The organism is Paenibacillus sp. MDMC362, from assembly GCF_003269305.1.
GTDB lineage: Bacteria > Bacillota > Bacilli > Paenibacillales > Paenibacillaceae > Paenibacillus_AQ.
The window spans coordinates 114954-140299 of sequence record NZ_QLYT01000017.1 but is presented as its reverse complement, the minus strand read 5'-3'; the positions used below and the strand labels follow the sequence as shown (position 1 = coordinate 140299).

At 48.2% G+C, this 25346-nt stretch carries 24 protein-coding genes and 1 other annotated feature; of the genes, 18 read left to right on the top strand and 6 right to left on the bottom strand.

Annotation, left to right across the window (positions count from 1 at the left end; translation table 11 throughout):
- The first annotated feature begins 8 nt into the window (after positions 1 to 8).
- Together infC and DP091_RS09535 are read left to right on the top strand one after the other, a co-directional pair.
- Positions 9 to 497 carry a translation initiation factor IF-3 gene (gene infC, locus DP091_RS09540; protein ID WP_113058111.1) on the top strand — a complete coding sequence of 163 codons (489 nt, stop codon included), beginning with the start codon at positions 9 to 11 and terminating at the stop codon, positions 495 to 497.
- An 87-nt stretch (positions 498 to 584) separates the two neighbouring features.
- Positions 585 to 843, top strand: a binding site (T-box leader).
- Positions 844 to 920: 77 nt separating this feature from the next.
- Positions 921 to 2603: a glutamine--tRNA ligase/YqeY domain fusion protein gene (locus tag DP091_RS09535; protein ID WP_113058110.1), complete on the top strand. Its 1683-nt coding sequence runs from the start codon at positions 921 to 923 to the stop codon at positions 2601 to 2603.
- A 142-nt stretch (positions 2604 to 2745) separates the two neighbouring features.
- Here DP091_RS09535 and DP091_RS09530 read toward each other — a convergent pair whose 3' ends face one another.
- Positions 2746 to 3609, bottom strand: a complete 864-nt coding sequence (locus DP091_RS09530; protein ID WP_113058142.1) for a pentapeptide repeat-containing protein — start codon at positions 3607 to 3609, stop codon at positions 2746 to 2748.
- Positions 3610 to 4021: 412 nt separating this feature from the next.
- Between DP091_RS09530 and DP091_RS09525 the strand changes: the two genes are divergently transcribed.
- From DP091_RS09525 to hisC, 13 genes are all read left to right on the top strand, one after another.
- On the top strand, positions 4022 to 4447 hold the full coding sequence (locus tag DP091_RS09525; protein WP_113058109.1) for a DMT family transporter: 426 nt from the start codon (positions 4022 to 4024) through the stop codon (positions 4445 to 4447).
- A 48-nt stretch (positions 4448 to 4495) separates the two neighbouring features.
- Positions 4496 to 5197: a Crp/Fnr family transcriptional regulator gene (locus DP091_RS09520; protein ID WP_113058108.1), complete on the top strand. Its 702-nt coding sequence runs from the start codon at positions 4496 to 4498 to the stop codon at positions 5195 to 5197.
- 37 nt (positions 5198 to 5234) lie between these two features.
- Positions 5235 to 5699, top strand: coding sequence for a DMT family transporter (locus DP091_RS09515; protein WP_113058107.1), 465 nt, complete (start codon positions 5235 to 5237; stop codon positions 5697 to 5699).
- A 33-nt stretch (positions 5700 to 5732) separates the two neighbouring features.
- Positions 5733 to 6137, top strand: coding sequence for an NUDIX hydrolase (locus tag DP091_RS09510; RefSeq protein WP_113058106.1), 405 nt, complete (start codon positions 5733 to 5735; stop codon positions 6135 to 6137).
- Positions 6138 to 6477: 340 nt separating this feature from the next.
- Positions 6478 to 7740 carry an MDR family MFS transporter gene (locus DP091_RS09505; RefSeq protein WP_113058105.1) on the top strand — a complete coding sequence of 421 codons (1263 nt, stop codon included), beginning with the start codon at positions 6478 to 6480 and terminating at the stop codon, positions 7738 to 7740.
- A gap of 178 nt (positions 7741 to 7918) precedes the next feature.
- Entirely contained in the window at positions 7919 to 8371 is a 453-nt protein-coding gene (locus DP091_RS09500) for a DoxX family protein (protein WP_113058141.1), read from the top strand.
- A gap of 29 nt (positions 8372 to 8400) precedes the next feature.
- Positions 8401 to 9027, top strand: coding sequence for a TetR/AcrR family transcriptional regulator (locus DP091_RS09495; protein ID WP_113058104.1), 627 nt, complete (start codon positions 8401 to 8403; stop codon positions 9025 to 9027).
- Positions 9024 to 9485, top strand: coding sequence for a DUF2269 family protein (locus tag DP091_RS09490; protein ID WP_113058103.1), 462 nt, complete (start codon positions 9024 to 9026; stop codon positions 9483 to 9485). Before DP091_RS09495 ends, DP091_RS09490 begins: the two co-directional genes overlap by 4 nt.
- A gap of 174 nt (positions 9486 to 9659) precedes the next feature.
- Positions 9660 to 12167: a WG repeat-containing protein gene (locus tag DP091_RS09485; protein WP_113058102.1), complete on the top strand. Its 2508-nt coding sequence runs from the start codon at positions 9660 to 9662 to the stop codon at positions 12165 to 12167.
- 361 nt (positions 12168 to 12528) lie between these two features.
- On the top strand, positions 12529 to 13740 hold the full coding sequence (locus DP091_RS09475; RefSeq protein WP_113058101.1) for a Bcr/CflA family efflux MFS transporter: 1212 nt from the start codon (positions 12529 to 12531) through the stop codon (positions 13738 to 13740).
- Between the two features lie 127 nt (positions 13741 to 13867).
- Positions 13868 to 15472: an alkaline phosphatase family protein gene (locus DP091_RS09470; protein WP_113058100.1), complete on the top strand. Its 1605-nt coding sequence runs from the start codon at positions 13868 to 13870 to the stop codon at positions 15470 to 15472.
- A gap of 209 nt (positions 15473 to 15681) precedes the next feature.
- The gene (locus DP091_RS09465; protein ID WP_113058099.1) at positions 15682 to 15987 is read left to right on the top strand and encodes a Dabb family protein; all 306 of its coding nucleotides are present in this window, start codon (positions 15682 to 15684) and stop codon (positions 15985 to 15987) included.
- 42 nt (positions 15988 to 16029) lie between these two features.
- Positions 16030 to 17157: a histidinol-phosphate transaminase gene (gene hisC, locus DP091_RS09460; protein ID WP_258394457.1), complete on the top strand. Its 1128-nt coding sequence runs from the start codon at positions 16030 to 16032 to the stop codon at positions 17155 to 17157.
- A gap of 189 nt (positions 17158 to 17346) precedes the next feature.
- Here the strand turns inward: hisC and DP091_RS09455 are convergent, their stop codons facing one another.
- The 3 genes from DP091_RS09455 to DP091_RS09445 are packed head-to-tail and all read right to left on the bottom strand — an operon-like array spanning position 17347 to position 20849.
- On the bottom strand, positions 17347 to 18426 hold the full coding sequence (locus DP091_RS09455) for a Ger(x)C family spore germination protein (protein WP_113058098.1): 1080 nt from the start codon (positions 18424 to 18426) through the stop codon (positions 17347 to 17349).
- 1 nt (position 18427) lies between these two features.
- Positions 18428 to 19522 (bottom strand): GerAB/ArcD/ProY family transporter, encoded by a 1095-nt coding sequence (locus tag DP091_RS09450; protein WP_113058097.1) that lies wholly within the window; start codon positions 19520 to 19522, stop codon positions 18428 to 18430.
- The gene (locus tag DP091_RS09445; protein ID WP_113058096.1) at positions 19515 to 20849 is read right to left on the bottom strand and encodes a spore germination protein; all 1335 of its coding nucleotides are present in this window, start codon (positions 20847 to 20849) and stop codon (positions 19515 to 19517) included. The genes DP091_RS09450 and DP091_RS09445 overlap by 8 nt, the downstream gene beginning before the upstream one ends.
- Positions 20850 to 20988: 139 nt before the next feature.
- Here DP091_RS09445 and DP091_RS09440 point away from each other — a divergent pair, with 139 nt between their 5' ends.
- Positions 20989 to 21657 carry an FMN-dependent NADH-azoreductase gene (locus DP091_RS09440; RefSeq protein ID WP_113058095.1) on the top strand — a complete coding sequence of 223 codons (669 nt, stop codon included), beginning with the start codon at positions 20989 to 20991 and terminating at the stop codon, positions 21655 to 21657.
- A gap of 57 nt (positions 21658 to 21714) precedes the next feature.
- Here DP091_RS09440 and pdxR read toward each other — a convergent pair whose 3' ends face one another.
- Positions 21715 to 23112 carry a MocR-like pyridoxine biosynthesis transcription factor PdxR gene (gene pdxR, locus DP091_RS09435; protein WP_113058094.1) on the bottom strand — a complete coding sequence of 466 codons (1398 nt, stop codon included), beginning with the start codon at positions 23110 to 23112 and terminating at the stop codon, positions 21715 to 21717.
- A 133-nt stretch (positions 23113 to 23245) separates the two neighbouring features.
- Between pdxR and DP091_RS09430 the strand changes: the two genes are divergently transcribed.
- Together DP091_RS09430 and DP091_RS09425 are read left to right on the top strand one after the other, a co-directional pair.
- On the top strand, positions 23246 to 24220 hold the full coding sequence (locus DP091_RS09430; RefSeq protein WP_113058093.1) for a DMT family transporter: 975 nt from the start codon (positions 23246 to 23248) through the stop codon (positions 24218 to 24220).
- Positions 24221 to 24354: 134 nt separating this feature from the next.
- A complete protein-coding gene (locus DP091_RS09425; RefSeq protein ID WP_113058092.1) occupies positions 24355 to 24705 on the top strand; it encodes a DUF2512 family protein in 351 nt (116 codons plus the stop codon).
- A gap of 91 nt (positions 24706 to 24796) precedes the next feature.
- Here DP091_RS09425 and DP091_RS09420 read toward each other — a convergent pair whose 3' ends face one another.
- Positions 24797 to 25309, bottom strand: a complete 513-nt coding sequence (locus DP091_RS09420) for a DUF3231 family protein (protein WP_113058091.1) — start codon at positions 25307 to 25309, stop codon at positions 24797 to 24799.
- Positions 25310 to 25346: the final 37 nt, after the last annotated feature.

The window sequence follows — 25346 nt, the reverse complement described above, 5'->3', positions numbered from 1 at the left end:
ATCTATCCATGCTAATGATGAATGAAAAGATAAAAGCGCGCGAAGTTGAGCTGACCGGCATAAACGGCGAGGATCTGGGGATCGTTTCCAGGGATGAGGCGCTTGCGCTGGCGAAAAGTCACAAAGCCGATTTGGTGTGTACCTCGTTATTTAGCAGTCCCCCGCCATGCAAACTCGTAAGCCGGGGTCAGGCGAAGCAGGAGGCCGTAAAAGAGAAGAAGGGCCAACAAGCTCCATCTGGTCCGATGAAAGTAAAGGAATTCCGCTTGTCTGTACATATCGAAGAGCATGATTATGACACCAAGCTGTCGCAAATGCATAAGCTGCTGGCAGCGGGCAAAGCCGTCCAGCCCGTTATCCGCATTCAAGGCAAGGAGGGCGTGGCCGCCCGCAAACTGCTGGAGCGACTCGTGCAAGATCTGGCTGAGGTTGGCAAGAAGGAGACGGGCATACAAGTCAGCGGCAAGCAGGCTACGGTGAAGCTGCTGCCGAACTAAACTGACGGAACGCTTGTTCAGGCGTTTCATTTTAGCAAAAGTTCATGGTTTACTTTTTTATAGTTAGATGATACTATGGTTCAAATTGTAAACGCCATGAAGAGAAGAGTAGATGAACAGGGATCCCTACAGAGAGCTCCGGTAAGCTGAAAAGGAGTGGGAAGCCATTTATCGAACCAAGCCTCTGAGCGGCGCATCGGAACTTATGGATAAGGGATGGTGCGACAGGAGCTCCTGTTACAGAGCTAGGGTATAAGCGATCGCGTGATGGCCGTACCTGATAAGGCCGGTATTGTGAGATATCGGCGAATAGGGGTGGCACCGCGAAACCAATCTCGTCCCCAAGACTTATGTCTTGGAGACGGGATTTTTTTGTTTTTCATGGAATTACGGCAGATCAAACAACGTAAGGAGGAGTCAGGTATGAGCGACGACAAAAACGAAGGAGAAGAAACGGTGGATTTCTTGACCAAGGTGATCAAGGAGGATGTAGAGAACAGCGTTTATAACAGGCCGGTGACTACGCGATTTCCGCCGGAGCCCAACGGCTATCTGCACATCGGCAGCGCCTATGCGATATACATCAATCATTCCATCGCCAGCCGGTTTCATGGAACATTCAATCTTCGGTTCGACGATACGAATCCATTGAAAGAAGATATCAAATATGTGCATGCGATTCAGGAAGATATCGAGTGGCTTGGACTTAAGCCGAACGTTTATTTCGGGTCGGATTATGCGGAACAAATCGCTGAAGCGGCCAAGAAACTCATTGCCAAAGGGAAGGCTTATGTCTGCGATCTCTCGCCCGAACAAATGACGGAATACCGTGGAACGCTGACCGAAGCCGGCATCAACAGCCCGTTTCGGGAGCGCAGCATTGAGGAGAATATGGCATTATTTGAGCAAATGATCGCAGGAGCATTCCATACGTCGGAAAAAGTACTTCGAGCCAAAATCGATATGTCGTCCCCCAACATGAACCTGAGAGATCCCGTGCTGTATCGTATCATTCATGCAGAGCATTACCGGACCGGAACAACGTGGTGTGTATATCCGATGTATGATTTCGCCCACCCGATCCAGGACTGGATCGAAGGGATTACCCATTCGCTATGCTCAGCGGAATTTAAAGATCATCGACCGTTATACGAGTGGGTGCTTGCGGAGCTGGAAGTGACCGAGCCGCCGAAGCAGCGTGAATTCGGAAGATTGAATATCTCGGGATATGTAACTAGCAAACGATACCTGAGGGAATTGGTGGAGGGTGGCTTTGTCGACGGATGGGATGACCCCAGACTGCCTACGTTGAAAGGATTACGTCGGCGAGGCGTGACACCTGAGGGCATTCGGCGTTTTCTGGGCGAACTCGGGGTGTTTCGCGGCAACAGCCTGGTGGACTCGGGCATGCTCGATCATTATATCCGTCAAGACTTGAAGGAGCGGTGTTATAACGCGATGGCCGTCATGCAGCCGCTGAAGGTGATCATCACGAATCTTTTAGAAAATTGCACCGAGATGCTTGCCATACCGAATCATGAAAATGATGAAACATTGGGTGAGCGGGAGGTTCCTTTTTCACGGGAGCTGTACATCGAGCAAGAGGACTTTATGGAGGAGCCCGTTTCTGGATTTCACCGGTTATCTCCTGGCAAGGAAGTGCGTTTGAAAGGAGCCTACTTCATCAAGTGCGAACATGTTGTGAAAGATCCAGCCACGGGAGACATCATGGAGATCCACTGCACGTATGATCCATTAACGAAGAGCGGGAGCGGATTTAATGAGAGGAAAGTGAAAGCAACGCTGCATTGGGTGTCTGCGAAGCACGGGATTCCGGCGGAGCTACACTTGTATGATAAGCTGCTGAAGGAATCGGCCGAGTTATCTGAATCGGACAACGTATGGGAGGAGCTAATGAATCCGGCATCGTTGATGCGCATCGAAAACGCTATATTGGAGCCTTCCATGCAGGAGGCGACGATGAACCGAACGTACCAATTCATCAGACACGGCTATTTCTGCCTGGATTCCAAGTATACAACTGAGCACAAATTGGTGTTTAACCGCATCGTTCCTCTGAAGGATTCATGGAAGAAGCCGATCTGAAAATAAAATACGATTCCATAACTGAAGGGTATAAAAGCGTTGAGTTAGGCGATTCCGCCAAACACGAAAAAGCCGGCTCCAAGTTAGCTGCCGGCTTTTTGGTTTTATCGTAAATCATCTCTTTTCTACCCTATATTAAGCGTTAACGCGTCCAATGGTCCGGTCGGGATAAGGATGGAGGCAGTTTGGTATTGGCGTCTCCTTTTGCTGCGTTAACCTGGAATTGAGTAAGGAAGAGGCTGGTCGCTAGATTGGCTCCCCTCAGGTCTGCGTCCCTGAAATCGGCTCCGATCAGATCGGCAGCCCGCATATCGGCTCCTCTGAGGTCCGCGGCAATAAGATAAGCTCCTCTCAGATTGGCGTATCTTAGGTCTGCTCCTTTAAGTTTTGCTCCGATCAGGTCAGCACCGCGCCCCCCGATCTTTTGACGCACAGGTGGCCCATTATGCTTCTTGCGCGCATCATCCCGCACAAGCTCACTGGTCCGAAGAAGCAGCTGATTCACGTCTGCCCGATGAGCTGCAACATCCAGCCTTAACAAGGATTCGGGAGGAAGCTGAGTCATTTGTCTCGTCTCTTCCAGCGACAATCTCAAGTCGGTATGAATGACTTGAGCCGGTTGCAAAGTCAGGGCTTCGTTCAAATACCATAGCAGCTCGTGAAGCTGCCGCATGATCGGGAATACGTCATACATTTCTTTTGCCGTCCCAGGGGCCTGCCGCCAGTCGCGTCCGTTATAGGTAACCTGTGAAACCATTTGACCTGCTCCGAAGCAGTCGTATACAGTGCAGCCTCTCATACCTCGCTGCCTCAAGGTGCTGTGCACACCGCAGCGGAAATCGGATTGCAGATGGTGACAAGGGATTCCGCCGTCTTTGTCCATGGCAAAATCCGTGGAGGCGGCGAAAGGTAAAGCGACGCAGCATAATCCAAAGCAGCGTTCGCAATCCGCTTGTAATTGTAATCCGCCCTGTTCATCGGGATCTTGTTCTTGTTTGTCTGGCATCATGTTAGAGGAGCTCCTTCCAGTCGGTGTTACGTCAATAAATTGAAATCTAGTTATATTCTAAAACAAAATGACCATAGAGTCATAGATGCAATCTTGGTTAAAACGGTTTTATACCATGGATCATCGTCCCTCCATGCTGACCGTTTGTTATTGGTTCGGCTGCAAAAAGCATGGGCATCCTGAATATGGTTAAGTCACTGCATCGTGACAATCCGTTAAGCTGCCAAGGAAATTCCGGCAGCTTTTTTGTATGGTACATGCCAAGCCAACCGATAGTATATAATGAAATTCGTGTCTTTGGGCATCGCTTTATTTGGAATTCCCTTCATTTCAGGACATATGTCCTTTCCTGAGTTTGGGGAATTCACTTTTAATAGTATACAGACCTATAGAAGAAGGAGTATGTATCGTGAGAGGAATCTTATTTGCATTCATTGGCGGTGCCTGCATTACGCTGCAGGGGGTGGCCAATGCCCGGATTAGCCAGGATATGGGCACTTGGCAGGCCGCCACCGTTACGCAGTTGACCGGATTTATTATGGCTTTGGTCATTTTGCTGTTCGTCCGGGACGGAAACAGACAAGGATTGGGCCAAGTGAAGCCGCTCTATCTAATCGGGGGAGCCTTGGGGGCACCCATTATATTCAGTGAGGTGACAGCGATTCAGAATATCGGTGTCACCTTAACGATATCCGCATTATTGATTGCCCAGTTATTCTTAACGTTCCTGATTGACAGCAACGGATGGTTCGGCGTGGTGAAGAAGAGAATGAGCTTGCCTCAATTCATCGGGATTGGGATGATGATCGCCGGTGTCGTGATAATCAAGTTATGATATCGAAGCAAGCGATCCATTGAAATGTTCGGGAAAGGGGGGAGTAACGTGAAGGAAATTCATAATCCGGAGCTCATGCAGCATTTTTTGCTGAGCAACCAGATCCAGTCCGTATTTCACGATGATTTAATGCCATATCTGGTGTTATATCACTTCGATCAGGGCGACATCGTCTGCACGCAAGGCGAGCCGGCCGAGATGCTGTATATCCTGGTTCAAGGGAAGATTAAAATCTTCACGACCTCTGCAGAAGGCAAAGCGCTTGTTCTATCTTTCAAAACACCGCTTGAGGTGATCGGAGATATTGAATACATTCAAGGCAATCCATTGATCAATACGGTACAGGCCATCTCATCTGTGTATATGATCGGCGTACATTATCGATGGCTTCGCAAATACGGACAGGAGCATCCGCCGCTGCTGCAATTTTTGCTGCGGATCATTACGCGGAAGTTTTATATTAAATCCAATTTCATGAGTTTTAATTTGCTGCATCCGGTTGAGGTGCGACTGGCCAGCTATCTATTATCCGTATCTGACGAAGAGTCAGGCACGTTCGCTGCCAACGACCCGGCTGCTTACAATCTGACGGATATCGCGAATCTGCTCGGCACCAGCTACCGGCATTTAAACCGGGTGATTCTGAAGTTCAGTCAAGAAGGGCTGATCGAGCGCCGCAAGGGGTTCATTCTGATTAAAGATCGGGAAGCGTTGACGAGTGTAGCGGGAGGCAACATCTACGAAGAATGACGTGGTGAGGATGAAACATGAAGTAAGGAGATGGAACATGTTAGCAGGTTTGGTATTGGCACTAATCGCAGGATCATTGGTTAGTTTGCAGAACATATTCAATAATAGAGTGAATGAGAAAACAGGCCCAGGCTCCTGGTCTACCACGACGTTGGTGTTAGGCATGGGCTTCATCGCTTCGTTTGGCATGAGTCTTGTTGTAGAAGGCAAAGCGACGTTCTCCCTTCATAACATGGAGCCTTGGTACTGGATTAGCGGGTTGATTGGGGTTGGCGTGGTGATTTGCCTGGTGGAGGCGACAAGGCTGCTGGGTGCCACCTTCGCCATTTCGATTGTCATGACCTCGCAGCTCGGTTTTGCGTTGTTGTGGGACTCCTTGGGATGGTTAGGGTTAGAGAAGGTTCCGTTTACCATGAATCAGCTGATCGGCGTACTTGTCATTGTTGGCGGGATTCTGGTATTTAAATTAGGCGGGAAACGGGAACAACAAGAGACGGCTTAGCGTTAAGCTTATCTGATGAGGGGAGGAATCCATATGATAACGGAGATTGACAAAATCGCCTGGATCCACATCGCGGAAGGACGTATATTGGGCGTTCGTTCCATAGGAAAGGATATATACTACTTGCCGGGAGGAAAGCGAGAACCGGGGGAATCCGATATCGACACGCTGGTGCGGGAAATCAAGGAGGAACTGTCCGTTCGTATCAAACCGGAGACCGCTGTGCATGCTGGCAGCTTCCGTGCTGGCGCTCACGGCAAATCCGAGGGCGTGCGAGTAACGATGTCCTGTTACACGGCGGAGTATGAAGGAGAGCTAAGCCCGGCTTCGGAAATTGATGAATTGGCTTGGTTAACGTACAAGGATCGGGAGCGGGTCTCTGAGGTCTGCCAGATGATCTTTGATCATCTGCATGAATTGAAGAAGCTGGCTGATTAAGTCCCGTTGGAGAAGCAGCCTGCATCCAGGATACGGAATTTGATGAGTGAGTATGTTCTAAGTCCAGACTGGTCCAACGGAAGGATAAATCAACACATCCATGCATCGAAAAAAGACGCTCCCGCGGGAGCGTCTTGTCATATATGGAACAAATGTTCGTTTTGTGGGTCATTTAAATTGAATCGGACGATATTCGGCTTTCATATTATTAGTATAGCTCAGCGCTTAATATAAGTCTATATTTTGCCAGGGAAATGTTTTATAGTTTGTAATACCCGGCCGGGGGACGTGGTATATCGCATTTTTTACTTGTGCTGTTCGGATAGAAAGAGGGAGTCCTGTGCAAATTCGATTATGGAATAATAACTTAAAGGTTCGATTATTGGGTGAAGCGCTGTTCAATATGCTGTTTTGGATGTACTTTCCCTTCATAACGGTTTATTTCGGAGCGGCTTTAGGCAACCATATCGCGGGAATCCTCATGACGGTTCCGCCGATATTCAGCATCATCGGCAGCTTGCTCGGTGGTGCTTTAGCCGATCGGCTGGGACGCCGTCCCATCATGCTGCTTGGCGCCTCGCTGCAGACGGTCATGTTTGCGCTGTTCGCGCTGTCGCCTTCGCACTGGATCGATTATGCCGCTTTTATCGGCATCGGATTCGGGGGCGCCATCTATAGGCCTGCCAGCTCCGCGATGGTAGCCGATCTGGTTCCGGTTGAAGAACGACGGCAGGTATTTGCAACGTTCATGACGGCGAACAACTTGGGAGCCGTGCTTGGTCCGGCACTTGGAGCCATTTTCTTTTTCCAGTATCGGCAAGAGCTTCTGTGGTCTTGTTCCTTCGTCTTACTAATCTATTTTATCGCGATTTTCTTCATCGTTCAGGAAACCCTGCCGGCGCCTGCAAAAAGTACGAAGCCGACGGGTTCGATTCTTCAGGTATTCAAGGAACAGTGGAAGGGATATGGCGTCATTTTTCGAGATAAGGTGTTTTTGGTGTACATATTGGCGGGGATCTTTGCCCTTGTGGCCATCATGCAGCTGGATCTGTATTTGGCGGTATATGTGATTGATTATGTACCATCCCAGGCGCTGTTCTCCTGGAACGGACATTCGCTTATGCTATCGAGCACGGAGATATTAGGGTGGGTGCTGGGGCTCAACGGTCTCTTGTTCGTTCTCTTTATTCTTCCGGTCACCAAGTGGTTTCGGGATTGGAAGGAGCGTGACGTCTTCGTACTGTCTTCCTTGTTATCCGGAGTAGGCACTTTTGCACTCGGGCTGAACACGAACATCTGGTTCCTATTCTTCGTAACCATTATTTTCACTTTCGGCGAAATGGTCCGTTCCCCCGTGACGCAAAGCTTTATCAGCCGTTATGCCCCGGAGCATGCAAGAGGACAATATATGGGAGCTGACAGCTTACAGTTCACGATCGGAAGATTTCTGGCACCGGTGACGGTCTTTCTGTCCACGTGGCTGCAGCCTATGGGCATATTCAGCATTATCTTGCTATCGGCATTAATCAGTGTGGTGCTGTATATCCTGCTATTTCGAATGTATGAAGAAAAAAAGACGCAGCATAATAGGCCAGACCTATAATAAGAGAGTAGAAATGAGAGCAAGCCCGGTTGGAACGCAGCCGCAGGCTTGCTTTCTTTTTTATTCGACGCTGAACATGACTGAAGTCTTTAAAGAAATAAATTTGAAATTCACATTTACAAACCGCCGGTCGGTATATATAATAAAGCTACGAATATACGGAGGGTTGGTGAACGTGATGATTCCGTTTATAGCCATGTTGGTTTCGTTTCTTTTGTTTCGGACGCTCGGCTTTGCAGGATGGGAGTACATGAATGACTGGGTCATTTCACTGAGATTTGCAGTTGCGGTCCTGTTTCTGCTAACAGCTTCTGCCCACTGGGGAAAACGAAGACCCGATTTAATCGCCATGATCCCGCCGGGAATTCCGAAGGCTGCGCTCATGGTTACCATCACCGGGGTGCTGGAAATTGCAGGCGCGATGCTCATCCTTATTCCGGCTACCACCGCTCTGGCCTCTGCCGGTCTGGCGCTGATTCTGATAGCCATGTTTCCTGCCAACGTATACGCAGCGAAGCACCATTTGTCACTTGGGGGTAAGCCGGTCACCCCGATCGTGCCGAGAACGCTTCTCCAAATCGTGTTCCTGGCAGCGGTTCTCATGGCGGGCTGGCTTCCACCTCAAGGGTAACCAACTTATCATCAAGGAGGAGTTAATAAATGAAGCAGGAAGAAAGGCGAGAGCAAACCAAGCGAATACTGCTTGAAGCCACGGAAGACCTGATTAGGGAGCAAGGCTGCAGCCAAACCACCCTTAATGACATTATGAAGCGTTCCGGTTTGTCTAAAGGCGCCATATTTCATTATGTTTCAAGTAAGGATGAACTGTTTGTGCACGTATTACGAGCTAAGCTGACCGAGCAGAACGAGCAGTTCATGAACGAAGTGAACAAGCAAGGGGACATCAAACAGTTTGACGGACCGATGAATACCATCACCAACAGCATGTCGAGATTGGAAAGTCGTGATGATGTCAGCAACCTGATCTTCATGTACCTGATTGGCAAAAGCGATCAGCCCGAGATCGCCGACATTGTAGCTGGCTTCTACAAGGAAGCGACAGCCACTTCAAAGCAATGGATTGTCACAGGCCAGGAAGCAGGGGTCATACCGGAATCCATTGATGCGGAACGGACGGCTGAGCTGTTCGAGCTGTTGTCGTTCGGACTGCGGATGCGGGGGCTTATCGGCGCAAATAGTCATGTATTCACCACGAAGGACTATGCGGACTTTATCATCGATATTCTCCGGCCAGGGCACCGGGGAGAGGGGAAGGATGGCTTATGACGCTGTGGTTATTTCTGCATATCGCCGGATGCGTGTTATTTCTCGGTAATATCATTACGGCGGCATTCTGGAAAGTAAGAGCGGATCTGAAAGGCGATCCGGCTGAAATCCATAACACGGTTAAGAATGTCATGTTAGCCGATCTGGCATTTACCCTGCCAGGATTGCTGCTGATCATCATTTCAGGGGTTGTGATGGCTGTTCAAGCCGGATATGCAATGGGCGGAATGAACTGGCTGATGGCCTCATTGATTCTGTTTGGCGTTACGGGGATCCTGTGGGCAGGTTTCTTGATTCCGATGCAAAAAGGGATGATTCGGCACAGTATGCAATCCATTAGGGATGGGGTCATTTCGGCCGGTTATAAAAGAGCTTCTACGTATTGGGCGGTAGGCGGGACAATAGCCACGCTGCTGCCGATTGTTATTTTATACTTCATGGTCAGCAAACCATTCTGAAGTGATGAGAACGATCTGATTGCCTAACGTGATCAGGTCGTTTTTTAATTTGCGTTCATCCGACCATGGAAACACAGGGGTGAGACGCCCCATCCTGCCCGCCTGCAGGTGCATATTTGACCATCGTCTGCATACAGTTAGGCGAGAAAGCTCTGAATAAGGGAGGATGCTCAAATGTCCGTTAATGATCAGTATTTGGCACAAATCGCCAAGGCCTATCTGCCACATGGCGCTGAACTTGTACGAATCGATAAACCTATAGAACATCCTGCAGTTATCGCAGCCGATGTAACGGGAGATCACATACCAGAGATTGCGGGTGTGTCCCGATTCAATGAAGCACTATATTTATTTGTGCTGCAGTACCGCAACGGCGAATATGAGGTCGTAGCCAATGTCCTGGGGCAGGGATATGCGGTTAATTTATTGACTGCGGCCCCGGTGTTGAACCCTCGCATGAATCAATTGATTGTGGGATGGCAGCTCGGTTCCATCTGGTCAAAATTGTCGATATACGCTTGGACATCAGAGGGCCTCCAAGATATCGCACCTGCCGAGATATATTACAGTTATATCGAAATTGCCGACATGCCAGGTGCTTCGGGTCCGGATGGTCAGGCTGAAATTGCGCTTTGGATCCACGATACAGGCGAGGCTTATCGAGTCGAGGTTGTCAGGTGGAGCCAAGGGGCCTTAGTCGCTGCACCGGATGTATACCCCTACTATTATCCTGTCGTTGTTAGGTACTACGAGAGACTGACGCAAGAACATCCGGATTACTCTTATTATTGGTATTACCTTGCGGAGGCACAGTATCGGGCCGGAATGCCGGAAGCGGCTCTTGTGTCGGTCCGCAAAGCACTTACGTTCGCAGAACCCTACCCGGCGCGTGAAACGCTGCTTGAACTTGAGAAACGGATCAAGGAGATGCTGGCAAGCAGAGGGCAGTCGCAGCAGCATGTCGGATTATTTCCGGCTTCCGTGAAGACAACAAAAGGAACGAAATGGGGATACATTGACCGCAGCGGAAGTATGGTCATTGATCCGAAGTATGATGATGCACAGGATTTTCAGGACAATGGTCTCGCGATCGTAGGCGTAAAGGGGAAGTATGGCCTCATCGACAGGTCTGACCGTTTTGTAGTAAAGCCTATATATCAGTCCATCAGCCCGTTCTCGGAGCATCGAGCGACCGTGATCGATGAACAAGGTTTTAAGATGATTAACGAACAAGGCGTAGTTCTGACAAGACGAGGATATCCCTATATGGCAGAGCTTAAAGAAGGAAGGGCGGTTTATTATGTAACCGATAATGGCAGTGGCGATGGCGCGAACAGCAGATACGGCTATTTAGATTCCGCAGGCCAAGAGGTAATCCCGGCGCAATATGAGGAAGCGAATGATTTTGTCGATGGCAAAGCCGTTGTGAAAATACAAGACCGTCATTACGCGCTCATTGATCTCCACGGACGCCGATTGGCCAATTATCCATTCGCCTACGTCGGACCGCCCGGCGATGGCTTGCTTGCTTATCAGAAGGATAGCACTGGCAAATACGGCTATATCGACGAGTGGGGAAACATCGTCATTCCGCCGACCTATACTTCGGCATTTCCTTTTTATCATGACAGAGCCATCGTCAACACGGCAGAAGATTACAAGTCGAAGTATGGCGTCATTAATAAGCAGGGCGAGTGGGTCATCCAGCCGGAATATAACGATATTCGGGATCTGAATGAAGACCGGTTTGCGCTTGGACGTGCGTTAGATCCTGCGCAGCCGTATATCGGCTCGATCTATGCCATTGCAGATTGGGATGGAAAGAGGTTATCCGATTTTGTATACCGTGAAGTATCGGAATACAAGCACGGATTGGCATCCGTTTATGATGCACAGCAGACGTATTTTGTTGATCGAACCGGCAGACCGGCGCCGGGGTATCCTCAAGTGAACGGCAGCGGTTCGCTCACGCTCGAACCAGGTGGGCTAATTAAGGCTTTGGTCGATCAGCGGCTGTCTTACCTGGATCGGTCGGGTCACGTCATCTGGAAGCAGAACACGGTGATTCCGCTGCAGCCACCTTATAAGGTAATGGAGGAAAAGTACAAACCCAATCCGGATTACTTGGTTTACTATCCACGGATCGAAGGTATGAGGGATCAGGCAGCTCAGCAAACGCTGAATACGAAACTTAAAGAAATGTCACAGGTGAAATTCATTCCTGAGGATCAACAGCTCGATTATACGTATACAGGCGATTTTGACGTCATTTTCTACAAGCAGGAGCTCCTCGAACTAGAGTTGAACGGTTATAACTATCCCTTCGGTGCCGCACACGGTATGCCAACCAAAGTTTACGCCGTCATCAATCTGGAGAACGGCAGGATGTATGAATTGAAGGACTTATTCAAGCCGGGCATCGATTATGTGAAGGAGCTCAGCCGTATCGTTGGGAACCAGATTCAAGAGGATCCGCAGTATTCGTACGTATTCCCGGATAGCTACAAGGGAATTGCAGCAAACCAGCCCTTCTATGTTACCGAGGACGCGTTGCATCTGGTGTTTGCACCGTATGAGATCGCTCCTTACGCAGCGGGTTTTCCGACATTCACAATTCCATTCGCTGAGATCAAGGACATGATCAATACGGAGAGTGAATTTTGGAGGGCGTTTCATGCCTGAGCTGGAACGCACCGAAGAAGAATCTGATTAAGAAACTCCACTTCGCTATAGCCGGCATGGACGCACAAATTATGAATGAGAATTTGACGACACAGGCATCGTTGCGGGCCGAATATCGATTGGTTTGTTTCCCGTCGTCATTCTATTTTTTGCCGTGATGCTGCTGCTGAGCTCCAAGAAAGTTACCCGTATCCTTAGTCAAAACGGGAAAAGCGCGGTTTGATTAGAACCGCGCTTTTCTTTTGTCCAGAATTACCACGAATACCTTATATAAACCTTGAAGGCGGCACTATTCTATTTTGGACAAACCTGTTACATTATAGGAATACAAAAAATAGTAGAGTAGAGGTGTTTGACACATATGCTTCATAACCCGACTGGAAAAGAACGCCTCGGATTAGCCTTGCTCCTCAGCTTGCTTGGCATATTAGGACCGTTCAATATCGACATGTATTTGCCGAGCTTTCCCGACATTGCCGATGATTTAGGCGCACGGGCATCGCTCGTACAGCTTAGCTTGACATCCTGTCTGGTCGGCCTTGCGGTTGGCCAAATCATTGTGGGACCGATCAGCGATGCGCAAGGAAGAAGAAGACCGCTGCTCATATCTCTAGCCTTGTTTGCCCTTTCTTCCTTATTCTGTGCATTGGCACCCGATATTACGACCCTGATCATCGCCAGATTCTTGCAGGGGTTTACGGCAGCAGCCGGCCTCGTCATCTCGCGCGCCGTTGTAAGGGATGTGTTCAGCGGTCGCGAGCTCACGAAGTTTTTTGCCTTATTGTCCGTCATTAATGCGGTTGCCCCCATGGTTGCACCGATGTCCGGTGGAGCCATTTTGCTTCTGCCGGGTGCAAGCTGGCATTCGATCTTTTATTTTTTAAGCTTGTTCGGTGCAGTCATCGTGTTGATCGTTGCTATTCGGTTGAAGGAAACCTTGCCGCGGGAGAGAAGAACGCCAAGCTCCCTTACCCATTCCGTGCGTACGATGGGAAGCCTGTTCAAAGATCGGTCCTTTATCGGATATGCGTTGACAGTAGGCTTTATTCACGGAGGAAGCTTTGCTTACGTTTCGGGGACGCCGTTTGTATACCAAGGAATTTACGGTGTGTCGCCGCAGGTGTTTAGCGTGCTGTTCGGAATCAATGGAATCGCCATTATTTCGGGGAGCTTCATCATTGGCCGCTTTGGCGGCATCATCCATGAGCGGAATTTGCTTCGAATCGGGGTCATCGTCTCCGTAAGTGCAACCTTCCTGCTCCTGATCATGACGATGCTCAAAGGGCCGCTCGCGATCATTGTCATCTTGATCTTTATGTATATGGTTACAATCGGCATGGTAGCTACCAGCACATTTACGCTGGCCATGGAGAAACAAGGTCATCGAGCAGGAAGCGCCAGTGCTGTCATGGGTTTACTGCCCTTGATGCTTGGTTCGATTGTGTCACCGCTGGTCGGCATTGACGAATCCACAGCCATGCCGATGGGAGCCATTTTGTTTGTCACTTCCGTGCTGGGTGCAGCATCATTCTTCAAATTGACGAAACCACAGGGGAGAGCGGTGGGAAGCTGATTTTGTGATTGGTGAGAGGGCGAAAGCCCTCTTTTTTTAGGATAAAACTGCTAGAAGAAATATGCAAAATATCCCTCGAATGACATTCCCATCTCCGTGACAAAATGTACTAAGGTGGTGAATGGAAATGCAGATAAAGAGAATTATAATCGTCATGCTGTCGCTTGTATTGATCACGATTATGGGCTGCCAGCATCAAAAACCTGCCGAACAGGATTTGCTGCGGGTTAAATCCGAACAAGGGGCCACACATAAGAAAGTCATATTCTTGATGGTCGACTCACTCATGTCACAGGCGATCGACAAGGGTATTTCACAAAAACAGCTGCCCACCTTTCAGTATTTGATTGAACAAGGACAATACCATAAGGATATGGTCAGCTCTTTTCCCACGATGTCCGTCACGATTGACAGTACAATGTTGACAGGGAAATATCCGAATGGCCATGGCGTCCCAGGGCTCTTATGGTATTCGTCCGACGATAAAAAAATGATCAACTATGGTACCGGACCGATGGAAATCCTTAGACAGGGTATTAATCCGGTCCTAACCGATGCATTAATCCATTTGAACGGGAAACATTTACATCCGGATTCACGCACGATCTACGAAGATTTAGCCCGTGTTGGCTTGAAATCGGGATCGATTAACGGCTTGATATATCGGGGAGCGACCGAGCATACGCTGACGATACCGGATTGGATTCAAGGTCCGACTTCCCTGCAGAAACAAATAAAAGTCAAAGGCCCGGATTTTTTAACCTTGGGAGCCTTGTCTAATCCCTTAGAAGGTGCGGAGAATTTGCCTGATAATCTCACCGACCGGATGGGGCTAAACAATAAATATGCAATAGAAGCATTGAACTATTTGATTCAAGCGAACAAGCTGCCGGATTTTTTGTATGTTTATTTACCGGATATGGATCAGGAGCTTCATAAGAAGGGTCCGTCTTCGCTTGAAGGAGTCAAAAAGCTGGATCAGCAGCTCGAATCCGTATTGAATTCCTTCGGTTCGCGGGAAAAAGCGTTAAATCAAGCTATTTTCGTCATCGCCGGGGACAGCGGAATGACACAGCTTCTTCCAGCGAATCAGCGTTCAGTGATTGATATGCCAGCTATGTTGAGAGGCATCTCCGTTCTAAAGCCGGGCGAAGAGGTGAAACCTGAAACCGAGGTCGCCCTTGCAGTCAATGAAACGATGGCTTATGTTTATAATTTCAAGCCCAATCGCTCCCTGCGCAGCTTGGCGGAAATTCTGAGCAAGGATGACCGTATTGATTTTGTTGCTTGGAAAGAAAACGAATGGATGCATGTCCTTCAAGGCTCCTCTTTGAAAGAACTCCGATATAAGGCAAAAGGTAACCTGATCGATCGCTATAAACAAACGTGGACCGTGAAGCAGGATGCCGAGGTGCTGGACCTTACTTTAAATGCCGATCATCGAACTTTGGATTACGGACAATATCCCGATGTGCTGGAGAGGTTGTCCGGTTCGCTGAATTCTCATAAAGGTAAATTTTTGGTCGTGACGGCAAAACCGGGATACGAATTGGCGGACCGAAGTTCACCAACACATGAGGGGGGCGGGGGTCATGGCTCGCTCCGTCGAACCGAGTCGCTGGTCCCGCTGATCATTGTTGGAACTAACGAAAAGCCTGAGTATCTACGCATGGTTGATCTAAAAGCCTATTTACTTGATATGCTGACAAATCACGTTCAGAAGACAAAATAATTTGCAGAGGTTATACCGTCATGTTCTATGATTATGCCAGTGCAGTGATAGTTGCTGAATTGCAGGCACTTTTTTCCGGATTTTATGGAAAAGGGTGCCTTTTTCTTCGCGAATGCCGTTATAATATGATATAACTCTAGCCACAGCACTTCTAGCTGTACAAGATGATCTCAACCTTATAAGAATGTTAATAAAGGAGCTGTACGAACATGACGATCAACCGAATCATTCATTCCGTTATTTTTTCGCTTAAACATGAGAAAGGCTCAGCGGGGGAGCAGCGTTTCCTGGAGGATGGACGATCTGCCCTCAGCACGATTCCATCGGTTCAAGACTTTAAGATATTCAAGCAAATCAGTCCTAAAAATACATATGATTTCGGCTTCTCGATGGCGTTTGAGAACGAGGCTGATTATGAAGCCTATAATGTGCACCCGCAGCATGTGGACTTCGTCGAGAACCGCTGGAAGAAGGAAGTCGAACAGTTTTTGGAGATCGATTACAGCGAAGTGTAGAAGATGAAATCACATGAATAACGGTAGTGGAGGGAGAACATATTGAATCTAACAGGGGAAGATAAAGGGTTGCAAGTAACGCCGCGGCAAGCATTAGGAAAATTAAAGCCTTATACGGCAGGAAAGCCCATCTGGGAAGTACAGCAGGAATACGGCTTGGATCGCGTCATCAAATTGGCCTCCAATGAGAACTCACTCGGTCCATCGCCCAGAGCATTGCAAGCCATTCAGGAGCAGCTGCCTGATCTGCACCGTTATCCCGACGAACGCTCTTCGGGTCTCGCGCAAACGCTTGGCGAGCACTTGGGATTGCCAGCGAATCAATTCATTGTGACGAACGGCGGCGATGAACTGATCATGCTGATTTCTCGGGCATACCTTGAGCCGGGCGACGAGATCGTGGTCCCTGATCCGACATTCAGCGAATATGAATTTGGTGCTTTTCTTATGTCCGGTACGGTTATCAAGGTACCACTGCGTGAGCAATATGCCTTCTCAGCGGAAGATATACTATCGGTGATTACCGAACGAACCAAAATCGTATATCTGTGTACTCCTAATAATCCAACAGGCACCTATATTCCCGAGCTTGAAATGAAAAAGCTTCTGGACCATCTTCCTACTCGCGTGCTGGTTGTGATCGATACGGCTTACCGTCATTACGCGACAGCGACTGATTACTCGGACGGGATTGACTTCATCAAGTTGGGATATCCGGTGATCACCCTGAATACCTTCTCCAAAATCTACGGTCTTGCGGGTATTCGCATTGGCTACGGAGCTGCTTCGGAAGGCATCATCCGCACACTGCTTCAGGTTAAAGAGCCGTTTAATGTCAATGCGTTGGCACAAGCGGCAGCATCCGCAGCGCTTGGCGATGAGGAGCACGTCCAGGCATCATGCCGGATGAATGAACAAGGCAGGCTGCAAATCTATGAGGGGCTGCGTCGTTTATCGATTCCTTACTCCGAGAGCATGAGCAATTTTATTCTGGCAGAGCTTGGAGAACAGGCGGAGATCCTATATCATAAGCTGCTGGAACGGGGGATCATCGTTCGCTACGCCAAAGGTTGGGGACTGCCTGAGCATATTCGGATTTCGGTAGGAACCGCGGAAGAAAATCAAGCGCTGCTTGATGCTTTAAGCGAAATCCTAGGGCATACCACGTAACCTATGGTGAGCATGAAGCGTTAAAAGAGATGCGGCTATCCGTAAGAAATCCCGATAAGAGCCGCAGATAGGAAAGCATCCGAAAAGGATCGAAGGTTGGACTGCACTCCCATTGTTAGACATGATCTAACTATGGGAGGTGCAGTTTTTTTCATAAATTGCGATGCGGTCTAACCCGTTATCCTGAAATTACAGGTGCTTCAGATTACCCCGATTCTCAATGATGGTTGTTACATGCAGTTTGAAATCCAGGTTCGGGTAGTAAGTGGTTCTCCAATCCCGCAGCTGTTCGCGGTTCAGGTGATTTCTGAAATATTGGCCCAAGGCAAAGATATCCGCTTGCTCTTTTTGCGTTTTCTTAAACATTTGATCCAGACGAGAGGTCAGCAGCGTCTCCAGCTTCTCGTTAATTTGTTCTTCCGTTAGATGCCCCCTGGAATCGAGAATGGTGACCTTCAGCCTGAGATGGCTGCGGAGGTAGGGCTTATCATTCTTCATCCAGCTGTGATGGGTAAGCCTGTTGCTAATGATTTGTACGGTGGTGCTGTCCATGATCTCCACCTTGCCGAATGCGCTTTTTCCATAAAATGCATTGGCGACTAACGTTTCATCGGGTCCGATTTGACCCGTCATTCTGCCATTCTTGATGATGGCCGAACCCATGCATTCGATACTTGTGGATCTTCCTGAACGTATGATCGGGACGATGACATCATGCGTATAGGAATGAATGCTGCGAAACATTTGCCATATTCGGGTATCCGCCAATTGGGGGTTCCAGCCGGCGTTTTTTTCGAAAAAATCATAAATGATGTTGCCGCTGTGTTCCGATTTCGCCGCCATATCTGAAAAAAATTGATCCAGCCCTTGATCACTGATGGCAAATAGCGTTTTGGAGGAGATGTCTCTGGAACGATTAAATGCGGAGATGATGTCTTCCATGCCGTTACGGGCGAAATTTTTATCCACGATGACGATTTTCAAATGCAGCAAATCGACCTGAGATTCCATATTCATGCTAATTTGATCAATAATTCCATTGATGGTGTCACCCGTTTCCGAAACGATATTTACGGTGCTCGTTTCATTGGTTGCCGGAATATCCAGAAACACCTTGTACTGTTTCTCCTCGGTTAACGAAATGCCCATAATGACCGGGAGCGAGCGATGGTTAATGTCTTTGATATCCCAGCAACCGGTTACGAAAGGTACCGCAGCCAGCAGGAGAATGAATTTAAAGATAATTCGGATGGTGGCAAGCTTGTCCATATTAAGTAACCTCCGTCGTACGGTTCGCATTATGCTTATGCCGCCAACCGATGATAAACGTGATCAGCGGAATCACCAGGAACATATACAGCCTCAGTGGAATTATCCACCCTTGCAGCGTCTTAAGGTAGTCCCAGTTGGGGATGGCGATGGATATGGCAAACAATCCGATGGTCAGCGCAATCAGGAGAAAGTTTTGAGGGATGAACGGGACGGCCCGCTTCGCAAGCGTGACGAGAACCCATAACGTCACACCCAGGTATAGAAATGCAAAAGCCATCAAACTCAATAAAAAGAAGATTGTGACCCGATCAAATAAAAGCCATGTAATGTTCACGGTGTCTATCGTCATTAGCATGGGGAATTCATATAATTCGGCGGTAGCGTGACCAAAGGTCAGAAGCGGCAAATATACGGACAATAAGAACATGGGAAACAGCAGGAGACAGCCTAACATCATTTTTTTGGTGCTGATCTGTATAGAGGGCGGTAACAGCCCCAGGAAAAAGAAGCCGCCCGCATATACGAATAAACTGACCAGAAAATCAGGTTTCGCAAGAAAATGGAACGATTGACCCGGGTCAATGATCGGCAGCAGGTAATACCAATCCACATTTTGAAAGCTAAAGCAGAGCACAAAAATGATGGGGATGGTAAACAGGATGACCAGCAGGACGCTGGTTCGGGCCATGCTGCCCATTCCTTGCCAAGCCATGAGGAAAGCAATGGACATCAGTAACAACTGGATCGCCCACAGCGGCGTGCTTGATAAGAATACTAAGGTGAGCATCTCGGAATAAGCTCGAATCGTTATGATAATGGCTACGCCGAAGTAGAGAAAGGCAGGCAGCAGGAGCAGCCACGGAAGAAATCTGCCGACGCTCCCGAAAATATCCACGACATTCCGGTGCGCGGCCCATTGCAGTCCTTTGACATACATGTAGAGGGCTATCACATGCAGTACATAGCTTATGGAGATTCCGATCCAATGCCCCATGTCCATGGCTGAAAACAAATCGGAAGGATAGAGAAAAAAGATAAGACCCATATGACAAACCACATACACGATGGCTGCTTGATAACCACTCTTATCCATTGCGATCATCCCTCTGATTTAATGTTGGAAATGACAAGAAAGGAATGCCCATGCTTTTTTGATGACCCATATAGGCACAGATGACCACGATTCCAGCAAGGAGCCCCAACATCCCATAGATGGCGGATAAAATGATCAGCAGGTATTTGAACACGCGAACCGTTACAGCGTTCTGAAACCCCACTACCGTAGAAGAAGCGATCGTGGTACCCGCCAGCACGATAATCAGAAGGTTGCTGACAAGTTTAGCGGACACGGCTGCTTGGCCCAGTATAATACCGCCAACCATCGTAATCGTGGGTCCCACGCTTTTTGGAAGTCGAACGCTTGCTTCAAGAATGAGCTCCAGAACGATGAGGAGGAGCAGCGTTTCGACAAAGGCGGGATAAGGTACGTCCTGCCGGCTGTTAGCAATCGACAAGGCCAACTGAAGCCGCAGTACCTCAGGGTTAACGGACACTAAGGCCACGTATAACCCAGGAATAATCGTTGCGATCAAGACGCCCACTATTCGCAAAAGACGGATAAGGTACATGAACGTGCGAGGGTAATTATGATCGTCCTTCATGCAGAACATATCCATGACGTGACTGGGTAAAATGATTGCAAAAGGATAACGGTCAATCATAAAAACAACTTTACCTTGTTGAAGGGCGTGAGCTGCATTTTGCGGCAACTCCGTCATGTTGAAGTTGGTTACGAACGACCACTTGTTTAATCCCAGCATGTTCTCAAGCTGTTGGATATGTTGAACATCCTGGTGTAATCCTGCTCTGATCTTCGCTTGAATGGATTGCAGTAACTGGGGGTTGATCCTGTCCTCCTGATAAATTAGCAATAACGACTTGGGGTGACTTGACCCTGCCGTGTACGATTCTACCTGAAGGCTGGATCCGGTGCAGTGTTTTCGAAGGATGCCGATATTCGTATGGATATCCTCCTGAAAAGAGCTGCTGGAGCCGTATACCGTACTTTCCGTTTCAGGCGCTGAGACCGAGCGGGTGACACTTTTCGATATCGGAAGAACGGCACAGCAGGTTCCAGACACAGACTCAAGCAGGATCAGCTGGCCCTTCATGAGGTTAGGTACAATCGATGCCAGATTAGGTTCTACAAGCTCGCCCAAAATTTTAAGAAGTTTAGCGGGCGGCAGGGAGGTTTTGACCAAATTTGAGGTTTGAGTTTGAAGGGATGCGATACTCTGGGGCAGATCAACTAACGAATCTAAACCAATCACTTGAACTTGATACTGCAGCAATCGAATTTCAACATTGAAATAATCAGCATTCGCCTTGAAATACTCAGCAAGGCTTTCTTTGAGATCCATATATTCACTCCCCCGCACACATATATAGATATCATTTCCATTGCATCCATTGAATTATGCATAAAAGCATAATTGATGTCACACTTGGAGTGCCTTAGTTGTCTACATTATGAAATAGACAAAAAAGGAGAGATATAAGATGGAGAACATGCTCATCATCAACGCACATCCAAGGGTGGAGTCAACGACATCGGTCAGCCTGCAGGTGCTTCAGCATTTTTTGGAGGCATACACGACATGGAACCCAGCAGGAGCAATAGAACAAATCGATTTATATCGTGATTCCATACCCGCCATAGACCATATGATTCTAGAGCTACGGAGCAAACAGGGAAGAGGGGTGCCCCTTAACGAAGAGGAGCACCGCCTAACGGACCGCATGTCCGCCATTCTGCAGCAATTTAAGGCAGCATGGAAATATGTCATCGTCATGCCGATGCACAATTTCAACGTTCCTTCCAAGCTTAAGGATTATATCGATAACATCCTCATTGCTCGGGAAACATTCCAATATACGGAGAAGGGTTCCGAAGGTTTGCTCACCGATGGCCGCAGCTTGCTGGTCATTCAGGCCAGTGACGCCATTTATACGAATAACGATTGGTATACCGAGGTGGAATATTCGCATAAATACCTTAAATCCATGTTTAACTTTATGGGGGTTATGGATTATCAGATCATCCGGGCACAAGGAAATGCATTTTTCGATAGGGATCAAGTTCTGGCACAGGCATTTCAGGAAGCCGAAGAAGCTGCGAAACGACTTGCAGGTAAGAAGGTTGAGACATCAGTAAGTAAGGAAAGATAGAGTCCTGCTCTGTATATCAATAAAACAAGGCTGCCAACCCGGCAGCCTTTCCTTCGTTCATTCATAGTGGCCCTGCTCCTTCAAATAGGTGAGCAGTAACGCCATGTTTTCGCGAATCTCATCAGGGCTTAGATGACCGTAACCCAGAAGCAGCTTGTTTACATGCATGCCCTTCTGAATACTGTGATACTCCACTGGCGTAATGCGTATTCTGTTTAACCGGCTTTTTTCTCTGAACGATTCATCAAAATGAATTCCGGGAAACTCAACGGCAAGATGCAGCCCTGCCGCATCTCCCCAGGGGTGCCAGGCCTCCCCGAAACACGCTTCCAGTGATGATAGAAGCACCTCCCTACGCTCACCATATAACTTCCGCATTTTCCTAATATGTCTGTCGAATTTTCGAGTATGTAAAAACTCAGCCAGTGCCGCTTGCTCAAACGGCGGATTCTGGACATCCGTATAAGTGCGGAGAAAACGCCAGCGTTGCTGAAGCTTAGGTGGAAGTATCGCATAACCAATTCGAAGAGCAGGAAAGAGTACTTTACTAAATGTACCGATATAGATTACCCGCTCCGAGTCCATGGCATATAACGGGGATACCGGATCACCATAATAACGGAATTCACTGTCATAATCATCCTCGATAATATAGCTTTGGTTCTCCCGTGCGAAACGGATTAACGCGGCACGTCGGTCAGCGGGCAGGATTCCGCCTAGAGGAAATTGATGTGAAGGCGTGATATAGACGGGTGAAGATGGTTTTCCATTCAGCTTGTCTGGCTGTATTCCATGTTCATCTACTGAAATAGGTCTGACGATGTAGCCTTTATTAATAAATGTCTGCAGCATCTCGATGTTGCAGGGATCCTCAACCATAATTTCCATTCCATCCTCATACAACAAGTCAGCAATGACGTGCAGTGCATGGGTAGCTCCTGCCGTTATAAAGACGTCCTGAGGATCTATGGAGAGCCCTTTGCTCCTGTATAACCATGAGACGATTTCCATGCGCAGTCGCGGCAATCCTTGGGGACCGGTATAACCTAGCAGATCAGGAGGCATCTCGCTTAATGTTTTCTGCGAGATCTGCTGCCACAGATACCGTGGAAATTGCCTTAATTCCGGCTGGCCCGTCCGGAAATCAACTAGAAAAGAAAGGGGGGGCTCTACCCGCTTCGGCGGTTCTTCAACCGGCGGGTCATCCAGAGACAAACCTTCGGCAATCCGGGTCGGTGCTCCCTGGCGGCTCACGACAAAGCCTTCGACGAGCAGCATCTCAATAGCTTCATTTACGGTGTTTCGTGAAACATGCAGTACATTGGCCAAAACACGAGTAGATGGCAGTGCTTCACCTGCCTTGAGTTTCCCGTTAATAATCTGGTCCCGAACGGCAAGATAAATCTGGCGTTTCAGCGGAATTTCGCTGCTCCGCATCAGTTCAATTCCCCACATTAGGGCATGACCTCCAACTGGTCTGTATAAATTCTAGTTTAACTGGCTCTTTATCCGTACCAGTTCACACTCTATGATTGTAGCATACTATCAATGTCTATTAATCCTAGGATAATTTGGGGGATGTGATCGTTTGGAGCGTTGGAAAGGGATGCTGTATCTGTTGGGTGCTTTTTCACTTGCGGGTACCTCGGTTATTACCGGTTGGTTTTTGAACGAAAGATTAGGGGTTTTCACCATTACTGCAGTCAGCTTGTTCTTTGCGCTTCTGTGTTTGCTGCCTCTGTGCCTGAGGAACCTGATGAAGACGGTCCGTCGGTTATCGATAAGAGAGTGGAGGATTCTATTCTTCCAGGCGTTATTTGGAATGTTTCTGTTTCGGATGTTTCTACTGTACGGCCTACAACATACAAGTTCTGCTGAAGCCGGAATATTAACGGGTGCCACGCCTGCCTTTACCGTTATTCTGGCCGGCATGCTGCTGAAAGAATCGATGAACCGCACGAAACTAGTGGGGGTTCTAAGCACGGTGGGAGGAGTTATCGTTATCCAGGGGTTATTTTCATCCGATGTTTCATTTTCGATTCATCATGTATGGGGTAACGCGCTAGTCCTCTGCGCAGCAGCGAGTGAATCTTACTTTAACATCCTGTCTCGGATCAGTTCGGTCAAGCAAAACAAGACATACGATGAGAGTATTCATCCTATAGTCCAAACGACATTGGTCTCTGCACTGGCCCTCATGCTCTGCCTGGTTCCTTCATGGTTTGAGACCCCCGCAGCTTCACTATCAGCGATCGGGCTAAAGGAGTGGCTGGCTCTCGTTTGGTATGGACCTATTGTAACGGCCCTGGCTTTTATTTGTTGGTATGCCGGCATCAAGCGGTGCCAAGCATCAACGGCTGCAGCTTTTTCCGGGATGATGCCATTCACCGCCTTAATGCTCTCGGTCATTCTATTGAAGGAAACGGCCGGTTGGGAGCAGTGGGGCGGGGGACTCCTGGTCATTATAGGAATGATTCTGATTGGGAGAAATCAAGCACAAACCGGTAAATTGTCCATGCAGCCTGTCTCCGACCATGGAATGACATCTGGCGTAAGGGATTAGTCCTTTAGGATCACGAGGATTTTCCACCGACAATGTACGAATAGAGACTGATAGAAAAAGAAAAGTTTAAACGGGTAAAAATAGGTTATTAATTATACAAGTGGGATAACCTAACGGGAAAAGGAGTGATCAGGTTGGAGAAGTTACTGGTTAAGCTTTTGGTGCATGGCGTTATGATAACGGCAATCCTAGTCGGGCTTTCCAATGCCACGGTGGCATCAGCGGTTATTGCTGCTTTGGGTATTGGCGTTGTTGCTTATCTGGTGGGTGATCTTTTGATTTTGCCTAGGACCAATAACATGATCGCTACCATCGCAGATGCAGGGCTGGTATTCGTCATACTGTGGATCATCAGCGAATCGGCCAACTGGACGCTGAATTTGTTTGAGATCCTGCTGATTACGGTATTAGCCGGTATCTTTGAATATTTCTACCACATGTGGCTCCTACGAGACCATGAGCCTGTTCGAAAACAACGGGCTTGAATTTCGGCAAGGTCTTCTCAGGTTAACTAATTTAAAACAAAGAAAAGACACTCTGACCTCATCGGAGATCAGAGTGTCTTTGTGCTTTAGGCTATTTTTCTTCAGGTCTCTTGATTTGAAGAGGAGGAGGAATAAGCCAGCCTTTTTCCTTATTCATCTGAAGGATCCGCACACCCAGTGCCGTCTTAGTGAGATGATATTTAGCGAATAAAGCTCCAATATCCTCCCGAATGGACATCCCCATGGTTTTACTGCATGATACGAGCCCGAGTGATGTATCTGCGGCGATTTTGGCAGCAATTTCAGGATCCGTGAATCTTGCGCCTGCTGGAATATCCTCAAGTTTGGCCGGGGGTCTTTCCGGAAGTCCCGGTGCAGGGGCAATTCCGTTATCTGTAAGCAGTTCATCACATTCCTTAATCTCCAGTTTTGCTTGATCCAACAGATCTTTTAGCATTTTTTTGAGATCTTTATCGCCTGCGTGATTCATATAAGCCTCGTAGCAGGAAACCATGCCTTTTGCCATCATGGACGCCTCCCATACACTGAAGATCTCTCCATAATGCATAGGTTCATCCTTTGGATTACCGCTTAGAATTCCCAAGTTATTCTCTCCTTTTGTGTTTAATGCAAACAGAGTC

Coding starts and splice junctions, on each gene's coding strand:
- DP091_RS09455 (WP_113058098.1), bottom strand. CDS start 18,426: ATGGACAAGCTTGCCACCATCCGAATTATCTTTAAATTCATTCTCCTG.
- DP091_RS09515 (WP_113058107.1), top strand. CDS start 5,235: ATGTTAGCAGGTTTGGTATTGGCACTAATCGCAGGATCATTGGTTAGT.
- DP091_RS09440 (WP_113058095.1), top strand. CDS start 20,989: ATGGAGAACATGCTCATCATCAACGCACATCCAAGGGTGGAGTCAACG.
- DP091_RS09490 (WP_113058103.1), top strand. CDS start 9,024: ATGACGCTGTGGTTATTTCTGCATATCGCCGGATGCGTGTTATTTCTC.
- DP091_RS09470 (WP_113058100.1), top strand. CDS start 13,868: ATGCAGATAAAGAGAATTATAATCGTCATGCTGTCGCTTGTATTGATC.
- DP091_RS09465 (WP_113058099.1), top strand. CDS start 15,682: ATGACGATCAACCGAATCATTCATTCCGTTATTTTTTCGCTTAAACAT.
- DP091_RS09530 (WP_113058142.1), bottom strand. CDS start 3,609: ATGCCAGACAAACAAGAACAAGATCCCGATGAACAGGGCGGATTACAA.
- DP091_RS09500 (WP_113058141.1), top strand. CDS start 7,919: ATGATTCCGTTTATAGCCATGTTGGTTTCGTTTCTTTTGTTTCGGACG.
- DP091_RS09450 (WP_113058097.1), bottom strand. CDS start 19,522: ATGGATAAGAGTGGTTATCAAGCAGCCATCGTGTATGTGGTTTGTCAT.
- DP091_RS09510 (WP_113058106.1), top strand. CDS start 5,733: ATGATAACGGAGATTGACAAAATCGCCTGGATCCACATCGCGGAAGGA.
- DP091_RS09495 (WP_113058104.1), top strand. CDS start 8,401: ATGAAGCAGGAAGAAAGGCGAGAGCAAACCAAGCGAATACTGCTTGAA.
- DP091_RS09445 (WP_113058096.1), bottom strand. CDS start 20,849: ATGGATCTCAAAGAAAGCCTTGCTGAGTATTTCAAGGCGAATGCTGAT.
- infC (WP_113058111.1), top strand. CDS start 9: ATGCTAATGATGAATGAAAAGATAAAAGCGCGCGAAGTTGAGCTGACC.
- DP091_RS09485 (WP_113058102.1), top strand. CDS start 9,660: ATGTCCGTTAATGATCAGTATTTGGCACAAATCGCCAAGGCCTATCTG.
- pdxR (WP_113058094.1), bottom strand. CDS start 23,112: ATGTGGGGAATTGAACTGATGCGGAGCAGCGAAATTCCGCTGAAACGC.
- DP091_RS09535 (WP_113058110.1), top strand. CDS start 921: ATGAGCGACGACAAAAACGAAGGAGAAGAAACGGTGGATTTCTTGACC.
- DP091_RS09475 (WP_113058101.1), top strand. CDS start 12,529: ATGCTTCATAACCCGACTGGAAAAGAACGCCTCGGATTAGCCTTGCTC.